This is a genomic window from Treponema sp. Marseille-Q4132 (assembly GCF_014334835.1).
In the GTDB taxonomy this organism is placed as follows: Bacteria; Spirochaetota; Spirochaetia; order Treponematales; family Treponemataceae; genus Treponema_D; species Treponema_D paredis.
The window spans coordinates 1555098-1581316 of the sequence record NZ_CP060591.1; the positions used below are offsets into that span (position 1 = coordinate 1555098).

Here is a 26219-nt window from a genome sequence, read left to right on the forward strand (position 1 = left end):
TACACCGCCCGTTATTCATTACCCATTATTTATGCCGACCACTGTTCGCTTTCCCGCTGCAGCCGATACATTTCCCGATAAATGCCATTCTTTTCCATCAACTCGGAGTGGGTACCGGTTTCGGCAATCATACCCTTGTTGAGTACGATAATCTTGTCGGCATTTTCGACGGTGCGCAGGCGGTGAGCTATGACGATAACGGTTTTGCCCTTTATAAGCGTACCGATAGCATGCTGAATAAGCGTTTCGTTTTCAGGGTCGAGGGCGGCGGTCGCCTCATCCAAAAGGATGATCGGCGCGTCTTTTAAAAGGGCGCGGGCGATGGAAAGCCGCTGGCGTTCTCCGCCCGAAAGGGTATAGCCGTTTTCACCGATTTCCGTATCATAGCCTTGCGGCAGTTTTTCGATGAATGAATCACACTGCGCGGCTTTTGCGGCGGCAAGCACTTGTTCTTTTGTCGCGCTTCGGTTTCCGATTAAAATATTGTTGTATACCGTATCGTTAAAAAGCACGACGTCCTGAAACACAATCGAAAAGGCTGCGAGCAGGGTTTCCGGATCTACGGTGGAAACATCGACGCCGCCGACGCTCACCGTGCCCGATGAAGCGTTCCAAAAGCGAGCGGCCAAGCGGGCAATCGTGGATTTACCGCAGCCCGAGTGTCCCACGAGGGCGGTAATTTCGCCCTGCTTTGCGGTAAAGTCGATTCCACTGACCGTGTCCTCGCCTGCCCCGCGCTCCCGTTCATCGTACGAAAACGATACATTGTCGTAGCGGATGTCGTAACCGTTGGGTTTAAAACTTTCGCTTCCCGTCTGCTTGGGATAGTTGACAATCGCCTGCTTGCGTTCAACGGCAATCAGCATTAAAAAGAATTCGCCGAGCATCATAAACACCGTCGTCAGCGGATCGAAAATGCGGCAAGCGACCAGCAAAAAGACGATATACGTCAACAGTTCGATGCGCCCCTGCGACAACAAAAACGCTCCGTATGAAATCACCAGCGGAAAGCCGAAGCGGACAATCGCCGCCGAACCGAAAATAAACGCTCCGCCCACCGCTTCCGCTTTGAGCGTTATGTACGTTGACTCGGTAATATCGTCTTTGAGTTTTTGCACATAGACCGTTTTTTTATCGGAAGATTTCAGTACTTTTACATTGTCGATCATCTGCTGAAAGGAATCGTAGATTGAATCTTTTCGCGCAAACACCTGCTTCGCTTTTTTATCCAGCACTGATCGGGCGGCGACGATGATAAAAAATCCGGCAAAGGCGAAGATAAAAAGGGCTATCGTCATCCTCCAATCCAAAAATGCCAACAGCGCGGCCGCAATCAAAATCGAAATGATGCCGCCGAATAATTCCGGTACGGCGTGCGAAAGCGATTCTTCAATCAGAGTAACATCGTTCAAAAGCGTCGAAGTCAAATATGACAGATCCTGCCTGCCGAAATACGAAAGCGGAAGTTTACGCAGCGATTCGGCAAGCGAAATACGCACGTTCGCAGCTTCTTCATACGCACTGTTATATGTCTTGCCGTATTTCAATTTTTCGAGAATAAACAATACTGCAATCATCGCGAGCCCTGCCGCCGTCACCGCCCACACATTCGGAGAACGAAAACCCTGCTGCATAATGCGCGCCAAAAAATAACGCAGCACGTACAAAGCGAGAGCCAGCGGCACCATCACAAACAGATTGATAACAACCGAAAGGATAATCGACAAACGCACGTTGCGCGTTCCCGCATCCGACAAGGCAAAAAATCTTTGCAGCATAATTTCTCCCGATAGACGCTCCCGATAATTAGCATGGGCTAACATAACATTGTTATAATACAGAGCGCAAAGAAATGTGTCAAGGAGAAAAGCGGCAAACTGCCGAAGTTCTTTAAAATAAAACCAAAAATCGTATCAACCGTACGATGCCTGCCCGGGTATTCCTACAGACAAATCGAAAACGGCATGCCGGGTCGCAAAAGCAAGGAGTTTGTTGTATACTGGCGGCGGTGTATTCGAACAAGAGGAAGCTCATTTTGAATCTAAAAAATATTCTTTGCTTTTTAGCAGCTGTTGTTTGTACCGCCTCTGTTTTTTCTCAAAATAAAAAAATACCGAACGGTACGCTTTTACTGGAAAAAACGGAAAACTATCATACAATTACAATTCGGCATTATGAGCAGGATATCACTATCGATGGGGCGGCCGAACCGTATCAGCTGTCGTTTTATGATTCTCCGATCGCAAAAAACATTATCGACACGTTGCAACAAAAAGATCGGATACATATTTTCGAAATGCATATAATCGATTCGAAAGACGTGTGGCTTAAATTTTTATTCGGCAAAGAAGACGGCTACATCATCTTTAATCAGAATTATTATGATTTTTATAACGGAACTGTCAGTTGGATTTTCGGCGGATATTTGCAAATGGAGCGAGACGGACCTAAATACTGGAGACCGGAAGCGGTAATCCGCTTGGGCTTGGAACAAAGACCGTAGTTTGCGCAAGGATTTTAGGAGGACAACATGAAATACGCTGTTGCTAAATTGTTAAATCTCGCGGGCTATGGATTACAAATAGAATTTGGGAAGTTAACAGTGATTTTGTGGAAAAACGCTAAAGGCAAGACCCGTGAAATATTCCGCGGTGATTATATGTTACAAATATTTGATTGCTTTTGGCGGATAAGGCGGAAAAGTGACATAATATTAGCATGTAATGATGTTGAAAATGATATTGATTTTCTTGAACATCTTCATCTTCCTGATAAATTATATTTATGTAATTCTTATGAAGTAAATAATCTTGATTTTACATTATCTTTTACTCAGGATATTGAAATTGATTTTTTTTCAATTATTACACAACCTCATCCTTTATATTTATTAACAGATAAATACAATAAAACTTTTAGTGATTTGAATGTCTTATATAATGATATAAAGTAGGTTTCGAACAAGGGCCGTAGGGATGAGGAAGATTTTCATCCGACGGATCGCCCATCGCACAAAATTTTCCGCCAGCCGGCTTCGTAAAACTCGTCGAGTACGGCAACGTACTTGAGCGCTTCTTCGTAGGGAATATCCAAGCGGACGGTTTCAAATAAACAGTTCCAAAAGCTTTTATCGATCGCCGAATACAGGCGCATATCTATGCCGGAATGCAGTATGCCTCCGAAGTCTTTGAGCGGCGACAAAGCGCGCACGTCGGCTTTGTAGGTATCTTCCATCATGCGCGAAAAAAAATCGGCATAGCGGGTGCCCACCGAACCGCACACGAGCAGCTTTACCGCACGGTAATTTTCATACACAAAGTCGACCGTTTTTTTGCGGCCTTCAAAACGGAACACCCGCCGCTTTTTTATGTCGGGAGGCATAGTAAAAAAAGTGTCGTACATTGCGCGGTGATTCGCCAAAAGTGCGTCATACACGTCTTTTACGAGCGCGTCGAAAAGCGCTTCTTTGTTTTTAAAATGAAAATACAGAGAGCCGGTCGTAACGCCGGCAAGTTTTGCGACTTCTCGCATCGAACTTTTCGCCCAGCCTTTTTGTAAAAATTCGGAAGCGGCGCACTGCAAAATGCGCTCTTTGGAATTCGGCGGTTTTATTTTTGCATGTTTTGTCGATCGTTTCGATTGTACCGGCGATTTCGAATGCGCGTTTTTGTTTGACTGCTCCGATCGTGTTGCCGATTTCGTATGTGCGTTCTTTTTTCCGCGTTCCGCTTTTATATCGTTTGCTTTCATATCGATCGTAAACAACGCTAGTATGTTTTTATCGCTTTGTCAATGTTTTGCACTTTCGCGCCGCACTGTTTGTGTAATATGTCTTCGGACAAAGTGCCCGCACTGCGACACAGCCTACGCCGCCGTGGAGCCGTGCCGAAGGCAGCGACCGCAGCGGAGCGAGGACGCCGCGCGCGAGCAAGCGGCGGAAGGGCGGATGGCAAAAAGGTTTCGTCATGAAATAAAAAAAGCAAACGAGTCGATACGGCACGCGACTTTGCAGTGGAAAAAAAATATTTTATACTTATACCGTGCGGGCTGAGTGAAAAAAAAGATAAACAGGAGGCTAACAGTATGAATAAAATGAAAGCGATGTTATTGTTTTTATTGTGTGCCGCAGCAGTGCGCGCATATTCTCTCGGGGCGCAAACAAAGGAGACCACGGCAAAAATCATTTCCGATTTTGTCAATAAAGATTTACCGGCAGGGAAGAAACTTTTTATACTTGAGATTGTACCGGGTAACTTTACAAATTCGGGTCATGATGAGTTTTTGGTTTCTTTTGATACGATGCGTAATGCCGATTTATACAACCGAGGTGTACTCAAAAGCGTTGAAAAAGCTGGGGTTTTTGTTATCGATAAGAATAAGGTTATTGCTTCCTATTCGTTGGATGATTATGAAGCAGGCTATCTGGATGGATTGGCGGAGATTTATTCGAAGCTGTTAAAAATACCCATGCCGGTGTTGGGGCGATCCTGTGCCAACGGATGGGTCGGCGATTTCAACGGAACAGGACGCGATCAAATTTGTTTGTATGTAACTAATTTTGTTCAATATCCGGTCATATATGAATTTTTTAACGGTCAATTTAAGATGATATTGCCATACGACGAATATGATTTTTGCTATATAATTTCAGCAGATAAGAAGAAGAAAAATATCAAACTGAAAAAATATAAAGATGATCAAGGTTATACTGTGACTGTCAGATGGGACAGCGATAAACTGATGTACGAACAGGAATAAAGCTCGCTGTTTTTGCGGGCAGTTTTCGGATAATTAATATCCCGACGCAAGCGTCGGGATATTAAACCCTCCGCACGAATAAAAACGGAACGGGATTCGGAATATGGAATGATCGGCGGATTGAATATGAAAAAAATATTTTTCACATCAATTATATTGATCTACCTATTTGTTATCACAGGCATGATGCCCAACAAAGATGCAGCAGACATTCCGCTCGAATTTAACAAAACGGAGCAAGAACCGGCTAATATTTTTCCACAAAAATTACTCGATTCGGAATACAAACCCTCCCCTGCATTGCATGAATATGCGATGGAAGCGAACCGCCGTATCAATGATTTTTTTCAATATCCTGTTACAGGAAACACGACGGATCAAAGTAAATCGTATATCGGTCATTGGGTACTTGAAAACAACAACAGTGAAAAAAAAGGAAGCGGAGAGTCGTCAGAGGGGCATGAATGGGGTGCCGGATATGCCTGCGATATTTTATTGCAGAAAAATCAATTATTCTATAGCTGTGCCGGTGCCGATTCATATCTTTATTTTTCCGAAAGCGGGAACGTATATATAAAGCCGCAATGGTATTATGGAATAATAAAACAAATAAAAATAATTAATAATCACATGTATCTTTACGTATTACAGGGTGATAAATGGATACTCGATCCCGTCCACGAAAACGGAGCGTATGGCTATGTAAAATACGGTTCCGTAAATATTACAATACCGTAAAGGTATTTTCGAATAGAGCGGACGATGAGTTCGTGCGACGGAAAGAACGATTTTATGAAGTGAAGGCAGATTATGAAACGAAAAACAAAACAGAATTTATTAATTTTACTGATTACGATGATTATGACAGCAAAATCAAGCGGCAATACTTTTTTAGAAATCGTTTTTCGGGAATATGACAAAAGCGATTGGCGGGATAAAAAAATCATAACTCTTACCGGAAGCATTGTAAAAAAAAGTTTTTACGGACCGCCGAATTTCGGCGAAACACCAAATAATGACAATATTGAAATATATTTTTTCCTGTTGCCGGATACACCAATATTATACGACGATGAAGGAAAACATATCTGTCTGAAAGAAATCCAGTTGGTATTTACTGCTGTTTATCGAAAAAACTTTGATGCGGGGAAAAACTATACGGTTTCCGGTAAAATGCAAAAAGCAACGACAGGACATCATCATACGGATTTTATTTTAATCGTTGAAGATGTTTATGAAGGAGCCATTTTAATAAACTACGGCCGATAAACGCCCGCACTGCGATACCGCCTACGCCGCCGTGGAGCCGTGCCGAAGGCAGCGACCGGAGCGGAGCGAGGACGCCGCGCGTGAGCAAGCGGCGGAAGGGCGGATCGCAAAAGGGGGTCGTCCGAATCCGAAGCCGTTTCGGCCGGAACCGTTCAAAACGAAAGCGCGCTTAGAGGTATTGTTTCATCGCTTCGCCTTCGACGCCTGCGAGCAGTTCGATGTAGGGTTTTGCGGGGCTCGCGTTTATTTTTTGCAGCAGCACTTCTTCGATTTGGAAAAAACCGACTTCCGCCGACATGGAGATTTGAATGCGCAGGGGTTTTTCGCTGCCCGCTCCGATTTCGACGCGTTCGATCGAGTTCGCAGAATACTTATGGATGTCGCCGATCGACGGAGCGTTGTCGAGTCCGAGCGGAATGCGCGCTCTGCCCTTTGTCATATCGCAGCCGTCGGCGATGAGGATGATGCCCGCTTCGAGCGAATGGATTTTGCGCGTGCCCATGTGACCGACGATGCCTTCCATCGCGAGAGAACGGATCGTCACGCGCCGTACGAGGTTTTCGCCGCCGGGAATGAATTTGTTGAGCAGCCGTTCGATGACGGGGAGGGCGAGAAAAACGCTGTACAATTCGTGATCCTGGCGGCCGATCGACATGCCGAAATCGTGCAAAAACGACGCGAATATGACGGCGGTCAAGCTGTCGGCAAAGGTGCCCGCTTTTTCTTTTTGCAGGCTGAACTGTACGCCCGCTTTGTACAATATCTCCGTCATTTTGATCGCGTTGTGCGTAACCGTGCGCATGTGCACCGGCCCGTGATCGTTGTAGCCGAGCCGCACGATCGAAACGTTGTTGGCGTAATTTTGCACCGCTTCGATTTCCTGATCGCGCATGAGCGCTTTTGCGACGGTGAGCGGTAAACCGTCTTTTTCCGGCGTAAGCGCAATCAACTTTTCAAGCGCGGATATGATTTTTTTATCGACCGAAATTTCTTTCGGAGATCGTTCGATTTTCATAATAGTGCTCCTATATGTAAGTACGATGTCTATTGTAAACGGAATGTGCAAAAACGTCACGGGCTGTGCGCGGTTTTGTGCGGAGCGGTACGCGGTCACGTTGCGCACGGCATGAAAAAAACAGACGAATGTGTTATACTTCCGTCATGTTTGAAAATCGCGGATCTCAAAAATCGAAATCGTTTACCGGTTTTTTCTTCGCCGCTTTTGCGATCTTCGTATGGGGTATCACTTTTGTCTGCACGAAATCGCTTTTAAAAGATTTTTCCGCACTCGAAATTCTCGTCATCCGGTTTTTATTCGCATACGTCATGCTGTGGATACTTTCCCCGCATCCGCTCAAGCTCGAACGAAAAAAAGACGAACGGCTTTTCGTTGCGGCGGGTTTAAGCGGCGTTGCGGTATATCAATTTCTTGAAAATATAGCGATCATGTTTTCGTCGGCATCGAACGTAAGCGTCATCGTTTCGATCTGCCCGATTTTCGCCGCAATCATCGCGCAGATTTTTTTGCATGAAAAACACGTCACGCCTTTTTTTATCGCAGGTTTTATCATTGCAATTTCGGGAGTCGCGCTCGTAAGCTTTAACGGTGCGGCGGAATTTCATTTAAAACCGAAAGGCGATCTGCTCGCGCTCGGTTCCGCAGTTTCATGGGGATTTTATACGCTCTTCGTCACGAAAATCAACGCGCTGCGTCTCAACAAATTGGCGGTCGTACGGCGCATATTTTTTTATGCGCTTATCTTTATGGCGCCGCTCGTACTCTTCGGCGCATTCTCCCCGCTTGCAAAAAACAATAATAATTTTTTTGTAAGCTTCGATGCGGCCGTCAATACGGCTCGATTTGCAAAACCGCTCAATTGGGTAAACCTGCTCTTTCTCGGCGTCGCCGCATCCGCGCTCTGTTTTGCCGCGTGGAACACCGCATGCGATAAGCTCGGAGCCGTCCGCGCTACCGTTGGCATTTATTTGATTCCCGTCGTGACGATCGTATTTGCGTTTTTTGTACTCGGTGAGCGGATCACCGCATTGAGCACGGCGGGCGTTATGCTTACGATTTGCGGCCTCATGCTGTCGAATAAAAAAACGAAAAGGCAGATGTAATAGTACTCCGACAAACAAATGAAGCAAGAATCGCATCACGGTGTAAAAATCGGAGTACTATGATTTAACAAAAAATAAAATAATTATATGTTATTGGACCGTATTTTTTATTTTATCGGCTTGTTTTCGAAGCCAAAAAAATCCGTAAATTGCTTCGAGTATCAATGCGACAAAAAACGCATTTACCGAAGGTATACCGATTTTCGGAAACCACCACTTACTCGAAACCCCTATACAATAACATACAAAACTGCCGATATTCCATGCAGGTAATTGAACTTTTTCCAGAGCCGGCATTTTCCCACGCCAGCTGACAAAGTAATCGCTGATTACAACGCCGGCCATCGGGGGGAATGCAGCCGCTAAAAAACCGAGCCATACGCCGAAATATTGATACAGACCGAACAATCCCGCAACGGTACCGATGATGCCGAAAATTACCAGCAGTTTTTCACGGCTGATTTTTGTAAAAATTGATGCTAAATTCAATGAACTGGAATACGCATTCCCCTGCGCTGTCGACCAGATATTTGCAACCAGCCCGATAAATGCGAAAGCCAAAAATCCTTGCTTTTGCAAGATATAGGCAATGTCATACTCGCCGTAAACAAGCATCCCGACGATACCGATCAACAGCATAAAAGGACCGCAAATCCCGAGACCGACCAACATAACGCTCAAGGTTGTTTTTTTACCCTTAGAAAATCGCATTATATCGGGTGCCCATGAGCAACATCCGCAAATAATAGATCCGACAGATATCGTAACCAACTCCGACATTGTCATTAAATTGCCTGAATTACGAATTGCTAAAATTCCGCCTGTTTGTACGCTATAAGAATCTTTAATACCGATGACAACTGCAAGAATACCGACAGCAAAAACGGCAACCGTTGCAAAAAGCCCGATGATATTCATCAATTTTTGCCCTTTCAGCGCGGAAAAAATCATCAGCGCTCCAAAGATAATTGTTGCAATCCATCGCGGAACAATGGGAAACAGCACGTTGGTAATGCTTCCGATCAGATAACAATTAATCGAAAACCATCCGCACAATGTAAGCATTGTAAAAAACGAAATAAGTTTTGCACCTATATTTCCGAATGCGAAACGGCTTAAAAGGCCGAATGAAAGCCCGGTTTTCATTGACAACATCGACGTAAACATTGCAATTACAAAGCAGATAAAATACCCGATATAGACGGCGAGTATCGCTTGCTGAAAATCGGCCGCACCCCTAGCCAACTGTCCGCCGGCGCTCATAATCGTAACGGTAAATACGTATCCTATCCACGTAAAAACAAGAGAAAGAAATCCCCGTCGCTGCGATTGAGGCACCGAACCGGTGCTAAACTCATTATCAACTGTACTGTTCCCCATAGATAATTCCTTGTAATATTTTAATTAATTTATGCTTTATTAATTTCTGCTTTTGCCTGTTCGGCAGTTACAACTTTTGCAAAACCTTCCGCCCACAAATCAAGCTCGATTTTGTTCCACGTCTCGATATCCGCGCCGGCATGCGGATATGCGCTTACTCCGTCGGCCAGAACGACAACGTTGTAATCCCTGTGATATGCATCCCGAACAGTACTGTCGACGCACCAGTCGGTAACCGTTCCACAGACAATCACGGTACGAATCCGCTTTTTTTTGAGCCACGTTTCGAGTTCGGTATGTGCAAAGCAGGAATATGTATATTTCGTGAATACGACATCGTCGCCGACAGGAGCAAGAGCATCCGTCATTTCACAATCAGGAGTACCGAGCCGCAGCTTACATGTTCCGTCTTCGTTAAGCAAACCTCTTTCTTTATTTCTCACCCAATAGAAATCATTATGATAATCGGGGGACTGCGCAAAAACAGACATAAATACGGGGATACCCTTTTTATGACAGAAAGCTTTAAAATCCGCAATTAACGGAAGTTGTTCTTTTGCCTGTGGAGTATAAAAACAAAATCCTTCGTCTACGAATCCTTTTTGCATATCGACGATAATAAGCGCCGTCTCTTCCGGCACAATCTTAAACGGCGACTCCCATTCCCAATAGCGTTTACCCATAACAATTCCTCCTATATTTTCTTTTACTTGTCATTTGTCGCAATAAATGCGGTAAAAGTACATTCGAATTAAGCGGCGTAAATTTTCGCGGGAGAATTTTTCCCGATTGCAGATAAAACCAAACGAACGACGATTGCGCCGACAACACACCAAATTTGTGAAATACCGGGCAACGGAGCAAAAGCCAAAGCAATACCGACGGCGACCGCTGCCAATCCGCGCCAATCGAAATTGAATTGCAAACGCTCTGCAGGCGGATACCCCTTACGGTAGGTATACAAGAAGTCGGCTACGAATACACCGATAATCGCGGGTACGCAATTGGACAGGAAAATAATAAAACTTCCGAAATATGCAAAGAAATTAAATGCCGTCAAAATCAACGCAATAGCGCCGCAGATAAACGTCATTTTTTTATGTTCGAGTTTGAATATATTTCCCCATGTCAAAGCGCAGGAATACTCATTCCCTTGTGCCGGTCCCCAGTTGCCAAAAATACCGATGAGCAAACCCGGAATTGCCAACCCTTGTGCTGCTAATACGTACGGCAAATCACCTTTGCTGGTAGCAATGGCACCGATAGCGCCTATGATAAGCATCAGCGGATTGATAACAAGCATAAACAGCAAAGACAAACCGACCGCCACCTTTGTGCTTTTCGCAAAACGGATAAAATCGGGCAACAGAGAACAGGCACAACCTATCCATGAACCGATAGCCATACCGACCAAAGCTCCGAATTTCACTTGACTGCCGGGTAAAGGAACATAGGCTAAAAGACCCTCCATACCTCCGACGCTTCGCGCACCGAGAATCATAGAAACGAGTCCGAAAATACCGATAATCGGTACACAAAGAGAGCCGAGTTTGCTCATAACTTTCATCCCGAACGCTGCGGTCAGCGTAAATAATACGCAACAGACTAAACTTAAAGGAAAGTACGGTAAGGCGGGAACTATTGCATTGATGGCACTCGCCATTAAACCGGCATCCACCGCCGTCCAGCCTAAGAGAGAAAAGGCTATAAAAAAGCCGACAATTTTCGAGCCGATTTTACCGTACGCATATGCACACAGCTGACCGAACGTAAGTCCAGTTTTGGATGCCGCTGCAGCCATCACACAGGCGAGCGCAGCCAAAAAGATACAACCGACCGCGATTGCCTTGATGACGGTCATAAAATCCGCTGCGAAGCCCATACCTGCTCCGGCCTGCAAAGAAGTTGTCATAAAGACAAATCCTGATAGAGATCCGAAAAGAGTCACGGTTTTCATCCGCTTATCCATCGGAACGGCTTGCGACGCAAATTGTCCGTCGGAAGATGTTTTTACCTTTTCCGTCATGATATTCCTCCTCGTTTTAGAAATAATAAAAACCTATTTGCGTGTTCGAACACGCAAATAATAGTGTATATCGTGATATCGGATCTGTCAATAAATTTTTATTGATATTACTATATTTTACAGAATATTCGGCTTTGTTGTACAATAAAACTATAAAATATCTAAATTTTAGTTAAAATATTTAAAAATAAGAGATTAAAAGCGGATATACTATCACATGAAAAGAAATTATTGTGCTCGCACACGCTATTTTTGGAACGCCTTGAATAATGTTACATTTTACTATTGAAGTATGCTATAATGGCGAGCTATAGAGGTAAAAAGTGGCAGTTACCATAAAAGATATAGCAAAAATCGTCGGTGTTTCTCCGGGAACAGTTGACAGGGCAATACACAACAGAGGAAGAATTAAGCCGGAAATTGCGGAACGGATTCTTAAAGCGGCCGATGATCTTCATTACAAGCCGAATAAATTTGCAAAATCTTTATCGAATAAACGAAAACAATTTAAAATCGTTTTTATTCAGCATGTAATCAATAATCCGTTCATCGAAATGCTCCGCGTGGGCATACAAAAAGCTGCAGATGAATTTTTTCCGGCAGGAATTTCATTAATCATTAAACCTTGTGAAAATTTCAATGCAAAAGCGCAGTTAGAATTATTACATGAAGCTGTTGAAGTCGACAATGCCGATGGTATAATCCTCATCCCGATAAATAACCCGGATATTGTTGCTTATGTAAACCGATTATCAAATCGCGGTTTTCCCGTAATATTATTAACCTCATTCATAAAAGCCGAATATTCGGCTTTCGTCGGATGCAATTATCAATATTCGGGACATATTGCAAGCGGGCTTATAAGTATCATTACGGGAGGGCGCGGAAATCTTTTGGTGTTTGAGCCGAACCAAATTATAAAAGGCAGCCAAATACGATTGTCGAGCATGACCGAGCTTTTACATACACAATGTCCCTCTCTTAAAATTATCGATGTGATAGAGCTTCCGTCGGACGATATCGAAGCATACTTGCGGTGTAAAGAAGTATTTGCAAAAAAAATGCCCGTATCCTGTGTCATTTACGCGTCCGGTGCAAATTCGGGAGGCCTTAAAGCCGTACTTGAAGAACAGGAAAAATTCAAATTCAAAGTAATAACGTACGATTTATCCGATATCGTAAAAAAAGGTTTATTGGAAAACCGTATCGCCTTTAGTATATTTCAAAATCCTCAGGCACAAGGTTATTTGAGTATGCAGCTTATTTCGGATTATCTCCTGCTCGGAAAAAAACCTCCGTGTAAATTGAACTATATTAATGCAAGCATTCTCATTAAAGAAAGCCTTGAAGATATCGAAAATCAATTTCTTCGATGCTAGGTTTTCCGTCTCCATATCTGCACCCTAAACACCTGCCCAATCATACCGAATAGAACTAAGCGTTTAACAAAGATTCTCTATCACACGATACACCTCATACAGAAATATAACGTCCCGCACAATCCCGCGCCCAAGAGTACACACACGCCGCCCTTTCTCTACCCCTCTTCACTCAATTCCGCACCGAAGCGGATGCTCCGTTCGGTTTGCATCGAATCGAACGCGATACCGTAAGAGCCGGCTTTTTTGTTTACCGAAACGACGGTGCCGCAGCCGAAGATCGGATGGCGCACGCGTGTGCCTTCTTCGTAGGGTGTGCCGATGCGCTTCAGCTGCGCTTCACTGTAATCGATGAGCGTTTTCGTCTGCACGACAAGCGATTCGTCAAGTTCCCGTTCGAGCGCGAGGTTTTCAAGTCCCGCGTCGAAAATAAAACGCGACGGCTGCTTAAAGAGGTTGTCGTTCGCCGTCCCTTCCGCATCCGACAAAAAGAGCGCTTCTTTCGCGCGCGTCATCGCAACGTACGCAATCCTCCGTTCCTCTTCCATATCGTCGAGCGAGAGCGTTTTGCGCGACGGGAACACGCCTTCGTTCAGACCGCAGACAAACACATACGGAAACTCCATGCCTTTCGCCGCGTGGATGGTCATGAGTTTGACATTGCTTCGGTTTTCTTCTCTGTCCAAATCGGTAAAGAGCGCTATGTGCGCGAGAAAGTCTTCTAAGTTCGCATCATCGTCCTGTCCCGCTTTTTCCACCGCACGGCGAAATTCGGCGACGTTATCGAGCCTGTCCTGATCGTTTTGCAGACGCAAGTACGCTTCATAGCCCGATCTGTCCATAACCGCCTGCAGCAGCGTACCGAGCGGAAGCGTTTTGTACGATGCGCGAAGCGTTTCTATCGCTTCGACGTATGCGCGCGCACCGGTACCTGCAAAAAGCGGCGTATCGATATTTTTTTTAAGTTCGTCGTACAGCGCCGTACCGTTTTGTTCGGCAAGAGTCCGGAGCGCATCTATTTTTGTTTTACCGATTTTCCTCGACGGCATATTGACCGTACGTAAAAACGCGACGTCGTCGCCGGACGTGATCATGCGGAGATAACACACGATATCTTTGATTTCCCTGCGGCTGTAAAATTCTATACCGCTGTAAAATTTATAGGGTACGCGCTTATCGATAAACGTTTCTTCGATCGCGCGGGAAAGATAGTGCGCACGATATAAGACTGCGATGTCGCCGTAGGGTACGCCGCGTTTTGCAAGCTCATCGATTTTATTAAAAATCCAAAGCGCTTCTTCGCCTTCGCTTTTACAATGGCAAAAAATCGGTTTGGCGCCCGCCGCCTTTTCCGCCCTAAGCGTTTTTTGATAACGCACGGTATTTTTTTCGATCAGCGTATCGGCGGCTTTGATGATTTCCGGCGTCGAGCGGTAATTTTTCGAAAGCAAAAACGTTTTCGCATCGGGATAAGTTTTATCGAAATCGAGGAAAAGTTTTACGTGCGAGCCGCGCCACGAATAAATCGTTTGATCGGGATCGCCGACGATGTAGAGGTTTTCGTGCTTTCTGGAAAGTGTCTGCGCGATTTTGTACTGCTTTTTGCTTACGTCCTGAAATTCGTCGACCATGACGTACTGCATGCGTGCCTGCCATTTTTCGCGCACGGCGGGAAAATGCTCAAGGATGTATGTCGTAAAATTTATTAAATCGTTGAAGTCGAGACCGAAGATTTTTTTCTGCTCGTAGATATAGCGCGCAAAAATTTGGCCGCGGCGGTCTTTGATAAAATTGAAACGCTCGCGCAGCTGTTCGTTGTTCATGCGGTAGATATCGTCGATGTACGTATCCACTCGCATTTTTTTCGCTTCGAGCACTTCGTCGATCGCGCTTTGCACCGTCATCTCCCGCATCGTGATGTGCATATCGGAAAAGATACGCAGCAAAATATCGCGCTCGTCTTCCGTATCCATGATGACGAAATTTTTCGGGTAGTTTAAAACGCTGATGTCTTCTTTGAGCAGCTGAACGCAAAACGCGTGGAACGTGCAGATATATCCCAAATCGATGTCGCCGAGCCGCTTACGCACGCGCTGTTTCATTTCGTTTGCGGCACGGTTCGTAAAAGTTGCGCACAAAATATTGCCCGGAGCGATGCCCGCTTCGTCGACGAGATAGCAGTAGCGCGACGTCAGTGCTCTCGTTTTGCCCGTACCCGCTCCCGCGATGACGCGCACGCGCCCTTCCGTCTGCATGACGGATGCCTTCTGTTCGTCGTTGAGCGATAAAAGAATCGATTCCATACTGTCGGTATGCAGTCTAAATCAAAAGCGCACCCGTGACAACCGGCGGCCGCGGCACGACGACGATACGGAACTGCAAAAATGCAGCCGCCGGCAAAGGTACCGATATGGCAGAGTAGCCGAAAATACGGTATAGTTGGATTATGATTTTATCACACACGAAACTGCTTTTGCTCTTCGTACTCTTTATCGGAGCGGGGGCGGCGTTTACCGTAACCGGCGCGTATATGCTTTCAAAAAAATATCTCGCGTCCCTCGGCGATAAAAAGCGTCTCGGAAAGGCTGCCGGATGCGCATCGTTCGCGCTCGGGGTTCTCACTATCGCAACGGGTATCATGTTTTTTATTGTGCCCGACGCGGCGGCATACATCGTCGTCATCTATCTTGCGCTTTTATTCATACTCGCGTGCGGTGCGATGATCGCTGCGAAAGTAAAAAAATAAAATACATGGAGGCATATATATGAAAAATCCGAAAACTAAACATATCGTAAAAATTATTAAAATTTCTGCGGCCGCTTTGCTGCTCGCGACGATATCGGTATCGTCCGGGAATATGGCGGAAGATCCCAACGCCGCTTATTTTGCCAAACTGGAAAATGACGTGCTTGAAGAAATCAATTTTGCGCGCACTCAGCCGGCACAATACGCAAAAACACGTTTGGAACCGTATGCCGTCAAAAACCCGAGTACCGCTATAACGGAATGTATTAACGAGATGAAAGCAATGCAGCCCCTGCCGCCATTGAAGTTCGGCAAAAAACTAGCACTTGCGGCAAAAGAATGGGTCACCGCGCAAGGACAGGGCGGCGGGGTCGGACACGGGAATACAGGAGAACGAATCAATAAACAGGGATTGTATCCGCATACTTGGGGCGAAAACATCTCCTACGGTTATAACGATGCAAGAAAAATCGTCATCCAACTTTTGGAAGACGATAAAGTGTCGAACCGCGAACACCGGAAAACTATTTTGAGCCGTGCTTATACGCACGTCGGTATCGGCTTCGGGACGCATACAAGATACGGCTATATGTGCGTACAGGATTTTGCCGGCTGAACGGACGGCTTTTTGTCAAAAGCGCAGCTTTATCGGTCGGTGCTTTCCGAACTCGACATTTAAGCTGATTATTAAATTCGGTTTTATACGATCGATTCGAGCCGCCGCTTTGTCAGCCGTATGAGCCGCTCGTGAGAAGCGATCATGAGTGTGCAAAACAGCAGCAAGTATGCCGGCAAAAAAGAGATGCCGAATCTGTTCGCAATAAAACCGAAAAGCGGAGGCAGCATGCAGTTCCCGATATATGCGCTTGCCATCTGTACGCCGATAAGCGCCTGCGACTTATTTACCCCGAAATGATGTGGAGTTGCGTGGATGAGGCTCGGAAAAACGGGCGCACAGCCTAGTCCCGTAAGCGCGAAGCCTAAAAGCGTAAACGCATTTCCGAACGGCATAAAGAGCAAAATCACTCCGGCAAGTATAACGATTTCACCGAGCCTCACCATCTGTGTGTCGTTCAAATACATCGAAATAAAACCGCAGAGCGCCCGGCCTGCGGTGATGCCGAGGTAGACGAAACTCGCATAGCGCGCCGCGGTGTCCGCCGAGACGCCGTTGTGTAAAACCGCGTAGCTTGCAGCCCAAAGACCGCTCGTCTGCTCCACCGCCGCATAACAAAAAAACGAAAGCATCACCGACTTTGCACCCGGTAAATTAATAATTTCTTTAAGCGAAAGCGGACGGGTATCGGCCGAATCGAATGCGGAAGGTGTCGCTTTACCGGACGGGGAAAGCTGCGCTGCTCCGGATATCCGCTCGGCTGCATCGGTTTTATCGTTTCGTTTCCAAAGCGGCAAACTCAAGATGAGAAGAGCCGTGAGCGCGGTTTGCAGTAACGCAATCGCGCGATAACCCGCATTCCACGTGTTCCCGTGCGCAAGCGCAAAACCCATAACATAGGGACCCGCCGCCGCTCCTACTCCCCACATACAGTGCAGCCAACTCATGTGCCGGCTTTTGTAATGAAGCGCGACGTAATTATTCAGCGACGCATCCACGCTGCCCGCACCGAGCCCGTACGGGAGCGCCAAAAAGACGAGTGCATAAAACGAGTGCGCGAGCGAAAAACCGAAAAGCGCAAACGCGGTCAGCGCAACGCTTGCGGCAGTCACTCGTCCGGTTCCGAATTTTTTCGTCAATCGATCGCTCTGCAAACTCGAAACGACGGTTCCCAAAGCGATGATCATAGAAATGATGCCGGCATAAGAAACGCTCACTCCGAATTCGCGGTACATAACGGGCCATGCCGAACCGAGCAGCGCATCCGGCAAACCGAGGCTGATAAATGCGATATAGATGACGGCGAGCAATAATTGAAACATATTTTTACAATATACCTTTGAGGTGCGCAAACATGCAAGCACAAATCGCTTTGCAGTCGTTTATCTCTCCGTCGGCGATTTGTTTCAGCAGCACATCGGTCGGCATCCATTCGACATTGAGAAATTCGTCGTCATCGAGCTCTTGCTCCGCTTTATGAAGACCTTTTGCATAAAAAATATAAAGCTTTTCGGTAAGTATGCCGGGAGAAGGATACATCATACCGAGGTATTCCATCGTATCCGCCGTACAGCCGGTTTCTTCGCGGAGTTCCCTCTGTGCGGCATCGACAGGCTTTTCCCCGGGAATTTTATCGAGTTTACCGGCAGGAATTTCCGTCGTAACGCTATCGATCGCGTATCGGTACTGGCGGACTACGGCCGCTTTGCCGTTATCGATCGCTAAAACCGCAACGCCGCCGGGATGTTTTATGACTTCACGCGTTCCCGTTTTTCCGTTAGGCAGACGAACCGAATCGACGCGAAACGAATACGACGTACTTTTATACAATTCTTCAGAAGAAAGTTTTTTTTCGATAAGTTCCATCCCTTATACCTCCCCATACTTCCGTCCGATTTTAAAATCTGCGATTGCACTGCAACCGCCGCATAAAAAAACCGCCCGGCATTCCGCTCTAACGTTTTGCCGGACGGTTTTCGCTGTCAAACAGAACCGCTTATATTATTTTGCTTTTTTCGCGACCGTTTTCTTTACGGCCGTTTTTTTTGCAGCGGGCTTTTTGGCTGCCGTTTTCTTCGCCGAAGCTTTCGCCGTCGTTTTTCCGGCAACTTTTTTCTGCGCGGCTTTTTTTACCGTTTTAGCAGCGGCTTTTTTCGCCGGAGCTTTTTTTGCAGCCGGTTTTTTAGCGGCGGCTTTTTTCGCCTTTGCCGCACGGATAACCGCTTGCGCCGCCGAAAGGCGTGCGATCGGCACGCGGTAAGGCGAGCATGAAACGTAATCGAGACCGACGCGATAGCAGAAGTCGATCGTTGCAGGATCGCCTCCGTGTTCGCCGCAGATGCCGAGGTGCATTTCCGGTTTGACTTCGCGCGCAGCCGTAACCGCCATATCCATGAGTTTGCCGACACCCTTTTCATCGAGCGTCTTAAACGGATCGTCGTCGAGGATATTGCGGTGATAATACGCGTCGAGGAATTTACCCGCATCGTCGCGGCTGAAGCCGAAAGTCAACTGAGTCAAATCGTTGGAACCGAAGCTGTAGAAATCCGCAACTTTCGCGATCTCTCCGGAAAGGAGCGCCGCGCGCGGAACTTCGATCATCGTACCGATTTCGATTGCGACTTTCATGCCGCTCTCTTTTTGAACCTTTTCGATGACTTCTTCACATTCTTTGCGTATAGTCTCAAGTTCGACCGGTTCGCACACGATCGGGATCATGATCATCGGGCGGACGGAAATACCGCGCTTTTTGCATTCGATTGCGGCAAGTGCAACGGCTTCCGTCTGCATTTTATAGATTTCGGGGTAAGTGATCGTAAGACGGCAGCCGCGGTGACCGAGCATCGGATTGAATTCTTTGAGCGAGTTGAAGCGAGCTGTGAGCGTTTCAACCGAAACGTCGATGCCTTCTTCTTTCAGCACTTGCTGCACTTTGCGCGTTCCTTCTTCATCTTTCGGAATAAATTCGTGGAGCGGCGGATCGAGGAAGCGGATGATGACGGGCTTACCCTTCATTGCGTCGAAGATGCCGGAAAAATCTTTTTTCTGAAGCGGCATAATTTTCGCAAGCGCTTTTTCGCGTGCGCTCGTCGTATCGGATGCGATCATCGCCTGGAAGTATACGAGCTTCGCGGGATCGAAGAACATGTGTTCCGTACGGCAGAGACCGACGCCTTCCGCGCCGAAGTTGAACGCCGCCTGTGCCTGATCGGGCTGATCGGCATTTGCACGCACTCCGAAACCTTTGATCGTCGATTTTCCGATTTTGCGGACGGATCCGTTGCGGATTTCATCGCACCACTTCATAAAGGTACCGAAGTCTCCGGTGATCTGCGGTTCTTTCGTCGGGATCTGACCCGCGTATATGTTACCCGTGGAGCCGTCGATCGTAAGCCAATCGCCCTGTTTGTACGATTTGCCGTTGACGGTAATGCCGCCGTTGGTAAAGTGAATCGCTTCGACACCGGAAACACAGGGCTTACCCATCTGGCGCGCGACGACAGCCGCGTGCGATGTGCGTCCGCCCGTTGCGGTAAGAATACCCTGGGCTGCCGCCATACCTGCGATATCGTCCGGGCTTGTCTCTTTGCGGACGAGCAGTACTTTTTTGCCTTCTTTTGCAAGCTTTTCGGCTTCGTCGGCGGTGAACACGATTTGACCGCAGCCCGCTCCCGGGGAAGCGTTCAAACCGCTGGCGATCACGCCTGCCTGCTTTGCAGCGTCTTTATCGATCATCGGGTGAAGCAGCTGGTCGATCTGATCCGCATCGACGCGGAGGATCGCTTCTTCTTTCGTGATAAGTTTTTCGGCAACCATATCGACGGCCATTTTAACCGCTGCGGGACCGGTGCGTTTACCGTTGCGGCACTGAAGCATATAGAGCTTGCCCTGCTGAACGGTGAATTCCATATCCTGCATATCGTGGTAGTGCTTTTCGAGATTGTTGCGGATTTTGATGAGTTCGTCGTATATTTTCGGATTGTCTTTTTTCAGTTGGCTGATTTCCTCAGGCGTGCGGATACCGGCGACGACGTCTTCGCCCTGAGCGTTTATCAAATATTCGCCGAAGAATTTATTTTCGCCGGTCGAAGGACTGCGGCTGAAGCATACGCCCGTGCCGGAATCGCTGCCCATATTGCCGAACACCATCGCCATAACCGTGACGGCCGTTCCTTTCAATCCTTTGATGTTGTTGAGCTCGCGGTATTTGATCGCGCGCGCGTTCATCCACGAACCGAAAACCGCGTTGATCGCGTGCCACATCTGTTTTTCGGGATCCTGCGGAAATTCCGTTCCCGTCGTCTTTTGATACAGAGCTTTGTATTTTGCGACTATTTCCTGAAGCTCTGACGTATCGAGTTCGTTGTCGAGCTTTTTGCCTGCGCGCGCTTTGACTTCCGAAAGAATTTTTTCAAATTCTTCGTGAGGAACGCCCATCGCGACATCGCCGAACATCTGGATAAAGCGGCGGTACGCATCCCATGCAAAACGCGGGTTGTTCGTCTTTTTTGCAAGTCCGAGTACCGATTTGTCGTTGAGACCGAGGTTGAGGACTGTGTCCATCATGCCGGGCATGGAACTTGCCGCACCGGAACGGACGGAAACGAGCAGAGGATCGTTTTCGTCGCCGAGTTTTTTGCCGAACGCACGTTCGAGCTTTGCAAGATTTGTTGCCACATCGGAGTACAGTTCTTTGGGATACTTTCTGTTATTATCGTAGTACATCTTGCACACATCGGTTGAAATGGTAAATCCCGGAGGAACCGGAACACCAATGTTCGTCATTTCGGCAAGGTTCGCACCTTTGCCTCCGAGCTCCGCACGCATATCGGCGTTGCCCTCGGCTTTTTTATTGCCGAAAAAGTAAACGAGTTTTGTCTTTGCCATGTAATAACTCCATATAAGGATTGAGAGATATGATAAGAAAATAATACAAGTAATCGCCTGCCCTGTCAATGCAGTTACCGGACGATAATTATTAAGGCTGCATATCGCGTTTTGAAAATATCCGCCGAATGAAAGTATGCGTTCCGTTCGCAGCGATCATATTTCGATGCTTTGAAGCGTATTTGATTTTTCGGACGATCCGCTTATTTTACGCCGCCCAAATACGCTTCTTTGATACGCGTATCGGCAAGCAGCTCTTTTCCCGTACCCGAAAGCGTGATCCGCCCCGTTTCCATAACGTACGCCGAATCGGCAATTTTGAGGGCGGCGCGTGCGTTTTGTTCAACGAGCAGCACGGTCGTACCCTCCGCGTTTATTTTACGAATCGTATCGAAAATATCTTTAATGATGAGCGGCGCGAGCCCGAGCGACGGTTCGTCGAGCATAAACAATTTCGGACGCGACATAAGACCGCGCGCGACGGCGAGCATCTGCTGCTCTCCTCCGGAAAGCGTTCCCGCATTTTGTTTTGAGCGTTCTTTTAATCTCGGAAAAAGCTCATACACCATATCGCGGTCTCTTTCTATACCCGCTTTATCGCTTCTGTGATAAGCGCCGAGCGTGATGTTTTCCCATGTCGTGAGGTTGGGGAAAATACGGCGGCCTTCCGGCACGAGCACCACGCCCTCCGAAACGATGCGCTTTGTTCCGAGCGCGGTCAGCTCCTTTCCGTTCCACGCGATGGAGCCGGCTTGCGGTTTTACCAATCCGACGATCGAATTGAGCGTCGTGGATTTTCCCGCTCCGTTCGCACCGATGAGCGACACGATTTTTCCGTCGGGAACTTCGATCGAAATTCCTTGCAGCGCGTGAATGCCGCCGTAGTATACTTCCACATTCGTAAGCTCAAGCATCGCCGCCCTCCGCATCTCCGTCGAAGAATTCGTTTTCCGTACCCAAGTACGCGTCGATCACTTTTTGATTCGAGCTTATCTCTTTCGGCGTTCCTTCGGCAATCGTATTGCCGTATTCAAGCACGTACATTCTGTCGCAGATTCCCATAACGACCTGCATGTGATGTTCGATCAATAAAATCGAAATGCCGAAATCGTTTCTGATTTTTTTAATAAAAACCATCAGTTCTTCCGATTCCTGCGGGTTCATTCCCGCCGCCGGTTCGTCGAGCAGGAGCAGTTTCGGCCGCGTCGCAAGCGCGCGCACTATTTCAAGACGGCGCTGTTCACCGTAAGGCAAACTCGTCGCACTGTCGTACGCGTGTTTTTTTAAATTGACCTGCTCGAGGAGATCGAGCGCGTGTTCTTTGACTTTTTGAGCGCGTTGTCTGTATCCCGGCAAATGCAGTACCGATTCGAATACGCTGAAATGCGCGCGCAGATTTCCCGCAACCATGACGTTTTCCAGCACGCTCATTTCATCGAACAATCTGATATTTTGAAACGTACGCGCAAGTCCGAGTTCGGTGATTTGATGCGGCTTCAATTTTACGATATCGGTGTCGTCCCAAAAGATACCGCCGCTTGTCGGTTTATACACGCCGGTGATCATATTGAATGCGGTGGTTTTACCCGCTCCGTTCGGTCCTATCAGGCCGACGATTTCACCGTCATCGACTTTGAGATTCAAATCCCGAACCGCGGTAAGTCCGCCGAACTGTATTGTCGTGTGAATGCACTGCAGCATCAGCGGCCTCCCGTTTTTCGATTTTTCAGCTTCGGCACAAGTCCGATCTTTGCAAAATAATCCCATGAAAATTCGTTTGTGCCCATAAGACCGCGCTGCCGATAGATGACGACGATCATAAGCAAAAGCGAAAAGACGACCATGCGCAGGCCGGGCAAACCGTTCGTTTTGACAAAAAGAAAATCGAGCGGACCGTCGAGAAAGCGCAGCATTTCCATACACACGGTGACGACGATCGATGCGATGACCGACCCCGTAATGCTGCCGTTTCCGCCGAGCACGACGATGAGCAGAATATTGTACGTCAGGCCGAACACAAACATGCGCGGATCGATTGTCTGCATGAGGTGACCGAGCAAAGCGCCTCCGATTCCCGCCATAAAACCCGACATGATAAAACTGATCGTTTTAACTTTTGCGACGTTGATGCCCATCGCTTCCGCCGCGATTTCATTGTCGCGGATCGCTTTAAGCGAACTGCCGAAAGCGGAATTGATAAGCGCAACCATAAAGACGATTGCGAGGATCGCGCAGCCCCACACGACGTAGGTCGTCGAATACTTCGGCAAGCCTTTTAAACCGAGCGCGCCGTTCGTCACTCGCTGCAAATTCGTAATGACGACACGGATGATTTCCGCAAAACCGAGAGAGGCGATCGCAAGATAATCGTCGTGCAGACGCAGCACCGGAAGTCCGATCAAAAAAGCAAAGAGCGCGGCGGCGAAGCCCGCAAGCAAAAGTGCGGGCAAAAACGGAATCTGAACGCCTGCAAGCGGCCGTATAATCGGCGCGAGGTAAAAATTCATTTCTTTTTGCGCGGGCCCCATCGTCAAAAGCGCCGAAACATACGCGCCGATCGCCATAAAACCCGCATGTCCGAGCGAAAAAATGCCGGTAAAGCCGTTTAATAAATTGAGCGAAAGCGCAAGGACGATATAAATTGCGCAGAGATTGAAAACGCGCAGCGTAAAATTATCGAAAAAAACATCGGCTGCGGCGATAAACGCAAGCGCAAGCGCAGACGCACACACGGTCAATATCGTTTTTTTCTTTTTATCGATTGTCATGACGGCCGCACTCATACTTTTTCCACCTGATTTTTTCCGAGCAGCCCCGCAGGCTTAAAAAGCAGCACGAGGATAAGCACGATAAACGCAAACGCGTCGCGGTAGCCGGTAAGCGCCGGCAAAAACGCGATTATCATGATTTCGAGAAAACCGAGCAAAAACCCGCCGAGCACCGCTCCTCCTATATTGCCGATGCCGCCGAGCACCGCCGCGATAAAACACTTGAGTCCCGGCATGATGCCCATCGTCGGATTCAACTGAGGATATTTTAACGCCCATAGAATGCCGCCGATCGCAGCCATGAGCGAGCCGATCCCGAACGTAAACGAAATCGTTTTATCGACGTCGATCGCCTGAAGCCTCGCGGCATCCAAATCGGTCGAAACCGCGCGCATCGCCATACCCGTCTTCGTTTTATTGACGACCCAAAGCAGCAGTACGAGGAGTACGGCCGTCACAATCGGAATGACGGCGCTGATTGCGACGACGGTGACCGCGTGCCCCGCATTTTTTACAGAGCCGAATGTAAACAATTTATTAAAAAAATCGGGAACGGGAAAACCTTTTTGCCGTCCGCCGAAAACGACGGTCGCCAAGTTTTCGATCAAAAACGAAGCGCCGATAGCGCTTATCATAACGGAAATTTTCGGCGAATCGCGAAGCGGCCGATAGGCGACCCGTTCAAGTCCGATCCCGAGCAGAGCCGTCAGAGAAATAGCGACGATAAAAGCGACCCACCACGGTAAAAAAAACGTCGCGATGAGATAAAATGCAAAATATCCGCCGAGCATAAAGATATCGCCGTGCGCAAAATTGATGAGGCGCAATATGCCGTACACCATCGTATAACCGATTGCGATGAGCGCGTAGAGGCTGCCGAGCGAAAGCGCATTTACGATATGCTGTAAAAAAAGTACCGGTGTCATATACAGTTCCGAAACACGATATGTACCTGCCGCAAAACGCTTGCATCGTCTTACGGCAGGTATTATTAATTATTAAAAATTTTTACGGGTTTACGATCGTAATATACGTAAACTTTCCGTCTTTTACGGTTTTAATAAAAGCGCTTTTCGTCGCATCGCCGTTTTCATCGAGCGTAACGTCGCCTGCAACCCCTTCGAAATCTCTCGTAGCCGCAATCGCATCGCGAATCTTCGTCGTATCGATCGAATCGGCCCGGCGTATCGCATCGAGAACAAGGCGATATCCGTCAAAAGCGAGAACCGTAAACGCGGCGGGTTCTTTGTGATATTTTTCATCGTATTTTGCCAAAAAAGTTTTTGCAAGATCACCCGTCGCACCGCCTGCATCGAAAGCCGTAGAAAGGAGACAGCCTTCAACGGCATCTTTTCCGACATCGATGAGTTCGGGCGTTTCCCACGTATCGCCGCCGAGGAAGGGAGCGGTAATACCGAGTTCCCGCGCCTGCTTCATGATAAGGGCGCTTTCGGTGTAATTGCCCGGCGCGAAAATCACGTCGGGATTGCTCGCTTTGATCGTCGTCAGCTGTGCGGTAAAATCCTGATCGCCTGTATTGTAATTGAGCTCTGCAAGAATGCTCGATTCTCCGGCAAGTTTTTTAAACGTGTCGGAAAAGAATTTCGCAAGACCGACGGAATAATCGTTCGAAATTTCACGGATAAGCACCGCGGTTTTCGCGTTGAGATTTTTATTCGCGTATGTCGCCATAACGGTTCCCTGAAACGGATCGATAAAGCATACGCGGAAATAATACGGATTGTCCTTTGTAACGAGGGGATTCGTACACGTCAATCCCATAGCCGGAACTTTCGCTTCCTGCACGATGGGACCTGCCGCGATGGAATAACCCGAACCCCACGAACCGAGCACAACCTTTACTTTTTCTTTGTCAACGAGACGCTGTACCGCGTTCGCCGCTTCGACTTTATCGGATTTGTTGTCGGCGACCACGAGTTCGACTTTATATTCTTTCCCGCCCGCCGTAACCGTCGGATACAGTTCGTTTGCAAGACGAACTCCTTCGAGCTCAAGGGCGCCGCCAGCCGCGTTCGCTCCCGTCATCGGTTCGAATACGCCGATTTTAATCGTATCGCTTTCCGCCTCTGCGTTTTTTTTCGTACACGAAACAAACGCGCCGAGTGTAAAAACGGCAGCTCCGAAAAGAACGATTTTGCCGATTACTTTCATATTTTCCTCCAAAAAAAGACAAACAAAAAAAGCCGAAATTTGTATTCGCGTACAAACTCCGGCGATTTGTTTCAATTGAATTATAACGGAATTCGAT

General features: G+C 47.5%; 24 protein-coding genes. 9 read left to right on the forward strand and 15 right to left on the reverse strand.

Annotation, left to right across the window (positions count from 1 at the left end; genetic code table 11):
- Positions 1-29: 29 nt before the first annotated feature.
- A complete protein-coding gene (locus H9I35_RS07135; RefSeq protein WP_187418736.1) occupies positions 30-1778 on the reverse strand; it encodes an ABC transporter ATP-binding protein in 1749 nt (582 codons plus the stop codon).
- Positions 1779-2296: 518 nt separating this feature from the next.
- Here H9I35_RS07135 and H9I35_RS07140 point away from each other — a divergent pair.
- Together H9I35_RS07140 and H9I35_RS07145 are read left to right on the forward strand one after the other, a co-directional pair.
- Entirely contained in the window at positions 2297-2503 is a 207-nt protein-coding gene (locus tag H9I35_RS07140; protein ID WP_187418737.1) for a hypothetical protein, read from the forward strand.
- Between the two features lie 27 nt (positions 2504-2530).
- A complete protein-coding gene (locus H9I35_RS07145) occupies positions 2531-2953 on the forward strand; it encodes a hypothetical protein (RefSeq protein ID WP_187418738.1) in 423 nt (140 codons plus the stop codon).
- A 35-nt stretch (positions 2954-2988) separates the two neighbouring features.
- Here the strand turns inward: H9I35_RS07145 and H9I35_RS07150 are convergent, their stop codons facing one another.
- Positions 2989-3750 carry a TetR/AcrR family transcriptional regulator gene (locus H9I35_RS07150; protein ID WP_187418739.1) on the reverse strand — a complete coding sequence of 254 codons (762 nt, stop codon included), beginning with the start codon at positions 3748-3750 and terminating at the stop codon, positions 2989-2991.
- 333 nt (positions 3751-4083) lie between these two features.
- Between H9I35_RS07150 and H9I35_RS07155 the strand changes: the two genes are divergently transcribed.
- The 3 genes from H9I35_RS07155 (at position 4084) to H9I35_RS07165 (ending at position 6027) form a co-directional block, all read left to right on the forward strand.
- The gene (locus tag H9I35_RS07155; RefSeq protein ID WP_187418740.1) at positions 4084-4758 is read left to right on the forward strand and encodes a hypothetical protein; all 675 of its coding nucleotides are present in this window, start codon (positions 4084-4086) and stop codon (positions 4756-4758) included.
- Between the two features lie 126 nt (positions 4759-4884).
- On the forward strand, positions 4885-5496 hold the full coding sequence (locus H9I35_RS07160) for a hypothetical protein (RefSeq protein WP_187418741.1): 612 nt from the start codon (positions 4885-4887) through the stop codon (positions 5494-5496).
- A 72-nt stretch (positions 5497-5568) separates the two neighbouring features.
- Positions 5569-6027: a hypothetical protein gene (locus tag H9I35_RS07165; RefSeq protein ID WP_187418742.1), complete on the forward strand. Its 459-nt coding sequence runs from the start codon at positions 5569-5571 to the stop codon at positions 6025-6027.
- A gap of 169 nt (positions 6028-6196) precedes the next feature.
- Here H9I35_RS07165 and H9I35_RS07170 read toward each other — a convergent pair whose 3' ends face one another.
- Positions 6197-7042 (reverse strand): phosphohydrolase, encoded by an 846-nt coding sequence (locus H9I35_RS07170; protein ID WP_187418743.1) that lies wholly within the window; start codon positions 7040-7042, stop codon positions 6197-6199.
- A 146-nt stretch (positions 7043-7188) separates the two neighbouring features.
- Here H9I35_RS07170 and H9I35_RS07175 point away from each other — a divergent pair, with 146 nt between their 5' ends.
- Complete coding sequence (locus H9I35_RS07175; protein WP_187418744.1) at positions 7189-8148, forward strand: DMT family transporter; 960 nt, start codon at positions 7189-7191, stop codon at positions 8146-8148.
- A gap of 90 nt (positions 8149-8238) precedes the next feature.
- Here H9I35_RS07175 and H9I35_RS07180 read toward each other — a convergent pair whose 3' ends face one another.
- The 3 genes from H9I35_RS07180 to H9I35_RS07190 all read right to left on the reverse strand — a co-directional run bounded on the left by H9I35_RS07180 (position 8239) and on the right by H9I35_RS07190 (position 11554).
- Positions 8239-9528: a cytosine permease gene (locus H9I35_RS07180; protein ID WP_187418745.1), complete on the reverse strand. Its 1290-nt coding sequence runs from the start codon at positions 9526-9528 to the stop codon at positions 8239-8241.
- A 29-nt stretch (positions 9529-9557) separates the two neighbouring features.
- A complete protein-coding gene (locus tag H9I35_RS07185) occupies positions 9558-10211 on the reverse strand; it encodes a cysteine hydrolase family protein (protein ID WP_256397221.1) in 654 nt (217 codons plus the stop codon).
- A 68-nt stretch (positions 10212-10279) separates the two neighbouring features.
- The gene (locus tag H9I35_RS07190) at positions 10280-11554 is read right to left on the reverse strand and encodes a cytosine permease (protein ID WP_187418747.1); all 1275 of its coding nucleotides are present in this window, start codon (positions 11552-11554) and stop codon (positions 10280-10282) included.
- 323 nt (positions 11555-11877) lie between these two features.
- On the opposite strand from H9I35_RS07190, the gene H9I35_RS07195 reads away from it, so the two are divergent.
- Positions 11878-12933: a LacI family DNA-binding transcriptional regulator gene (locus H9I35_RS07195; RefSeq protein ID WP_187418748.1), complete on the forward strand. Its 1056-nt coding sequence runs from the start codon at positions 11878-11880 to the stop codon at positions 12931-12933.
- 158 nt (positions 12934-13091) lie between these two features.
- Here the strand turns inward: H9I35_RS07195 and H9I35_RS07200 are convergent, their stop codons facing one another.
- Entirely contained in the window at positions 13092-15236 is a 2145-nt protein-coding gene (locus H9I35_RS07200) for an ATP-dependent helicase (protein WP_187418749.1), read from the reverse strand.
- A gap of 143 nt (positions 15237-15379) precedes the next feature.
- Between H9I35_RS07200 and H9I35_RS07205 the strand changes: the two genes are divergently transcribed.
- Both H9I35_RS07205 and H9I35_RS07210 read left to right on the forward strand, forming a co-directional pair.
- Complete coding sequence (locus H9I35_RS07205) at positions 15380-15679, forward strand: hypothetical protein (RefSeq protein ID WP_187418750.1); 300 nt, start codon at positions 15380-15382, stop codon at positions 15677-15679.
- A gap of 19 nt (positions 15680-15698) precedes the next feature.
- Complete coding sequence (locus H9I35_RS07210) at positions 15699-16295, forward strand: CAP domain-containing protein (protein WP_187418751.1); 597 nt, start codon at positions 15699-15701, stop codon at positions 16293-16295.
- Between the two features lie 83 nt (positions 16296-16378).
- Here the strand turns inward: H9I35_RS07210 and H9I35_RS07215 are convergent, their stop codons facing one another.
- From H9I35_RS07215 to H9I35_RS07250, 8 genes are all read right to left on the reverse strand, one after another.
- Positions 16379-17617, reverse strand: a complete 1239-nt coding sequence (locus H9I35_RS07215) for an MFS transporter (RefSeq protein WP_187418752.1) — start codon at positions 17615-17617, stop codon at positions 16379-16381.
- 4 nt (positions 17618-17621) lie between these two features.
- On the reverse strand, positions 17622-18161 hold the full coding sequence (locus H9I35_RS07220; RefSeq protein WP_187418753.1) for an NUDIX hydrolase: 540 nt from the start codon (positions 18159-18161) through the stop codon (positions 17622-17624).
- Positions 18162-18296: 135 nt separating this feature from the next.
- The gene (ppdK, locus tag H9I35_RS07225; protein WP_187418754.1) at positions 18297-21182 is read right to left on the reverse strand and encodes a pyruvate, phosphate dikinase; all 2886 of its coding nucleotides are present in this window, start codon (positions 21180-21182) and stop codon (positions 18297-18299) included.
- A 203-nt stretch (positions 21183-21385) separates the two neighbouring features.
- On the reverse strand, positions 21386-22096 hold the full coding sequence (locus tag H9I35_RS07230) for an ABC transporter ATP-binding protein (protein ID WP_187418755.1): 711 nt from the start codon (positions 22094-22096) through the stop codon (positions 21386-21388).
- Positions 22089-22883 (reverse strand): ABC transporter ATP-binding protein, encoded by a 795-nt coding sequence (locus H9I35_RS07235; protein WP_187418756.1) that lies wholly within the window; start codon positions 22881-22883, stop codon positions 22089-22091. Before H9I35_RS07235 ends, H9I35_RS07230 begins: the two co-directional genes overlap by 8 nt.
- Positions 22883-23965, reverse strand: a complete 1083-nt coding sequence (locus H9I35_RS07240) for a branched-chain amino acid ABC transporter permease (RefSeq protein WP_187418757.1) — start codon at positions 23963-23965, stop codon at positions 22883-22885. Before H9I35_RS07240 ends, H9I35_RS07235 begins: the two co-directional genes overlap by 1 nt.
- Positions 23962-24876, reverse strand: a complete 915-nt coding sequence (locus tag H9I35_RS07245) for a branched-chain amino acid ABC transporter permease (protein WP_016521255.1) — start codon at positions 24874-24876, stop codon at positions 23962-23964. Before H9I35_RS07245 ends, H9I35_RS07240 begins: the two co-directional genes overlap by 4 nt.
- Positions 24877-24958: 82 nt before the next feature.
- Positions 24959-26122 (reverse strand): ABC transporter substrate-binding protein, encoded by a 1164-nt coding sequence (locus H9I35_RS07250; protein ID WP_187418758.1) that lies wholly within the window; start codon positions 26120-26122, stop codon positions 24959-24961.
- Positions 26123-26219: the final 97 nt, after the last annotated feature.

Bases quoted from the DNA above. Each gene is read 5' to 3' on its own strand.
- H9I35_RS07135 (WP_187418736.1), bottom strand. From the start codon at position 1,778: ATGCTGCAAAGATTTTTTGCCTTGTCGGATGCGGGAACGCGCAACGTG.
- H9I35_RS07140 (WP_187418737.1), top strand. From the start codon at position 2,297: ATGCATATAATCGATTCGAAAGACGTGTGGCTTAAATTTTTATTCGGC.
- H9I35_RS07145 (WP_187418738.1), top strand. From the start codon at position 2,531: ATGAAATACGCTGTTGCTAAATTGTTAAATCTCGCGGGCTATGGATTA.
- H9I35_RS07150 (WP_187418739.1), bottom strand. From the start codon at position 3,750: ATGAAAGCAAACGATATAAAAGCGGAACGCGGAAAAAAGAACGCACAT.
- H9I35_RS07155 (WP_187418740.1), top strand. From the start codon at position 4,084: ATGAATAAAATGAAAGCGATGTTATTGTTTTTATTGTGTGCCGCAGCA.
- H9I35_RS07160 (WP_187418741.1), top strand. From the start codon at position 4,885: ATGAAAAAAATATTTTTCACATCAATTATATTGATCTACCTATTTGTT.
- H9I35_RS07165 (WP_187418742.1), top strand. From the start codon at position 5,569: ATGAAACGAAAAACAAAACAGAATTTATTAATTTTACTGATTACGATG.
- H9I35_RS07170 (WP_187418743.1), bottom strand. From the start codon at position 7,042: ATGAAAATCGAACGATCTCCGAAAGAAATTTCGGTCGATAAAAAAATC.
- H9I35_RS07175 (WP_187418744.1), top strand. From the start codon at position 7,189: ATGTTTGAAAATCGCGGATCTCAAAAATCGAAATCGTTTACCGGTTTT.
- H9I35_RS07180 (WP_187418745.1), bottom strand. From the start codon at position 9,528: ATGGGGAACAGTACAGTTGATAATGAGTTTAGCACCGGTTCGGTGCCT.
- H9I35_RS07185 (WP_256397221.1), bottom strand. From the start codon at position 10,211: ATGGGTAAACGCTATTGGGAATGGGAGTCGCCGTTTAAGATTGTGCCG.
- H9I35_RS07190 (WP_187418747.1), bottom strand. From the start codon at position 11,554: ATGACGGAAAAGGTAAAAACATCTTCCGACGGACAATTTGCGTCGCAA.
- H9I35_RS07200 (WP_187418749.1), bottom strand. From the start codon at position 15,236: ATGGAATCGATTCTTTTATCGCTCAACGACGAACAGAAGGCATCCGTC.
- H9I35_RS07205 (WP_187418750.1), top strand. From the start codon at position 15,380: ATGATTTTATCACACACGAAACTGCTTTTGCTCTTCGTACTCTTTATC.
- H9I35_RS07210 (WP_187418751.1), top strand. From the start codon at position 15,699: ATGAAAAATCCGAAAACTAAACATATCGTAAAAATTATTAAAATTTCT.
- H9I35_RS07215 (WP_187418752.1), bottom strand. From the start codon at position 17,617: ATGTTTCAATTATTGCTCGCCGTCATCTATATCGCATTTATCAGCCTC.
- H9I35_RS07220 (WP_187418753.1), bottom strand. From the start codon at position 18,161: ATGGAACTTATCGAAAAAAAACTTTCTTCTGAAGAATTGTATAAAAGT.
- ppdK (WP_187418754.1), bottom strand. From the start codon at position 21,182: ATGGCAAAGACAAAACTCGTTTACTTTTTCGGCAATAAAAAAGCCGAG.
- H9I35_RS07230 (WP_187418755.1), bottom strand. From the start codon at position 22,096: ATGCTTGAGCTTACGAATGTGGAAGTATACTACGGCGGCATTCACGCG.
- H9I35_RS07235 (WP_187418756.1), bottom strand. From the start codon at position 22,883: ATGCTGCAGTGCATTCACACGACAATACAGTTCGGCGGACTTACCGCG.
- H9I35_RS07240 (WP_187418757.1), bottom strand. From the start codon at position 23,965: ATGAGTGCGGCCGTCATGACAATCGATAAAAAGAAAAAAACGATATTG.
- H9I35_RS07245 (WP_016521255.1), bottom strand. From the start codon at position 24,876: ATGACACCGGTACTTTTTTTACAGCATATCGTAAATGCGCTTTCGCTC.
- H9I35_RS07250 (WP_187418758.1), bottom strand. From the start codon at position 26,122: ATGAAAGTAATCGGCAAAATCGTTCTTTTCGGAGCTGCCGTTTTTACA.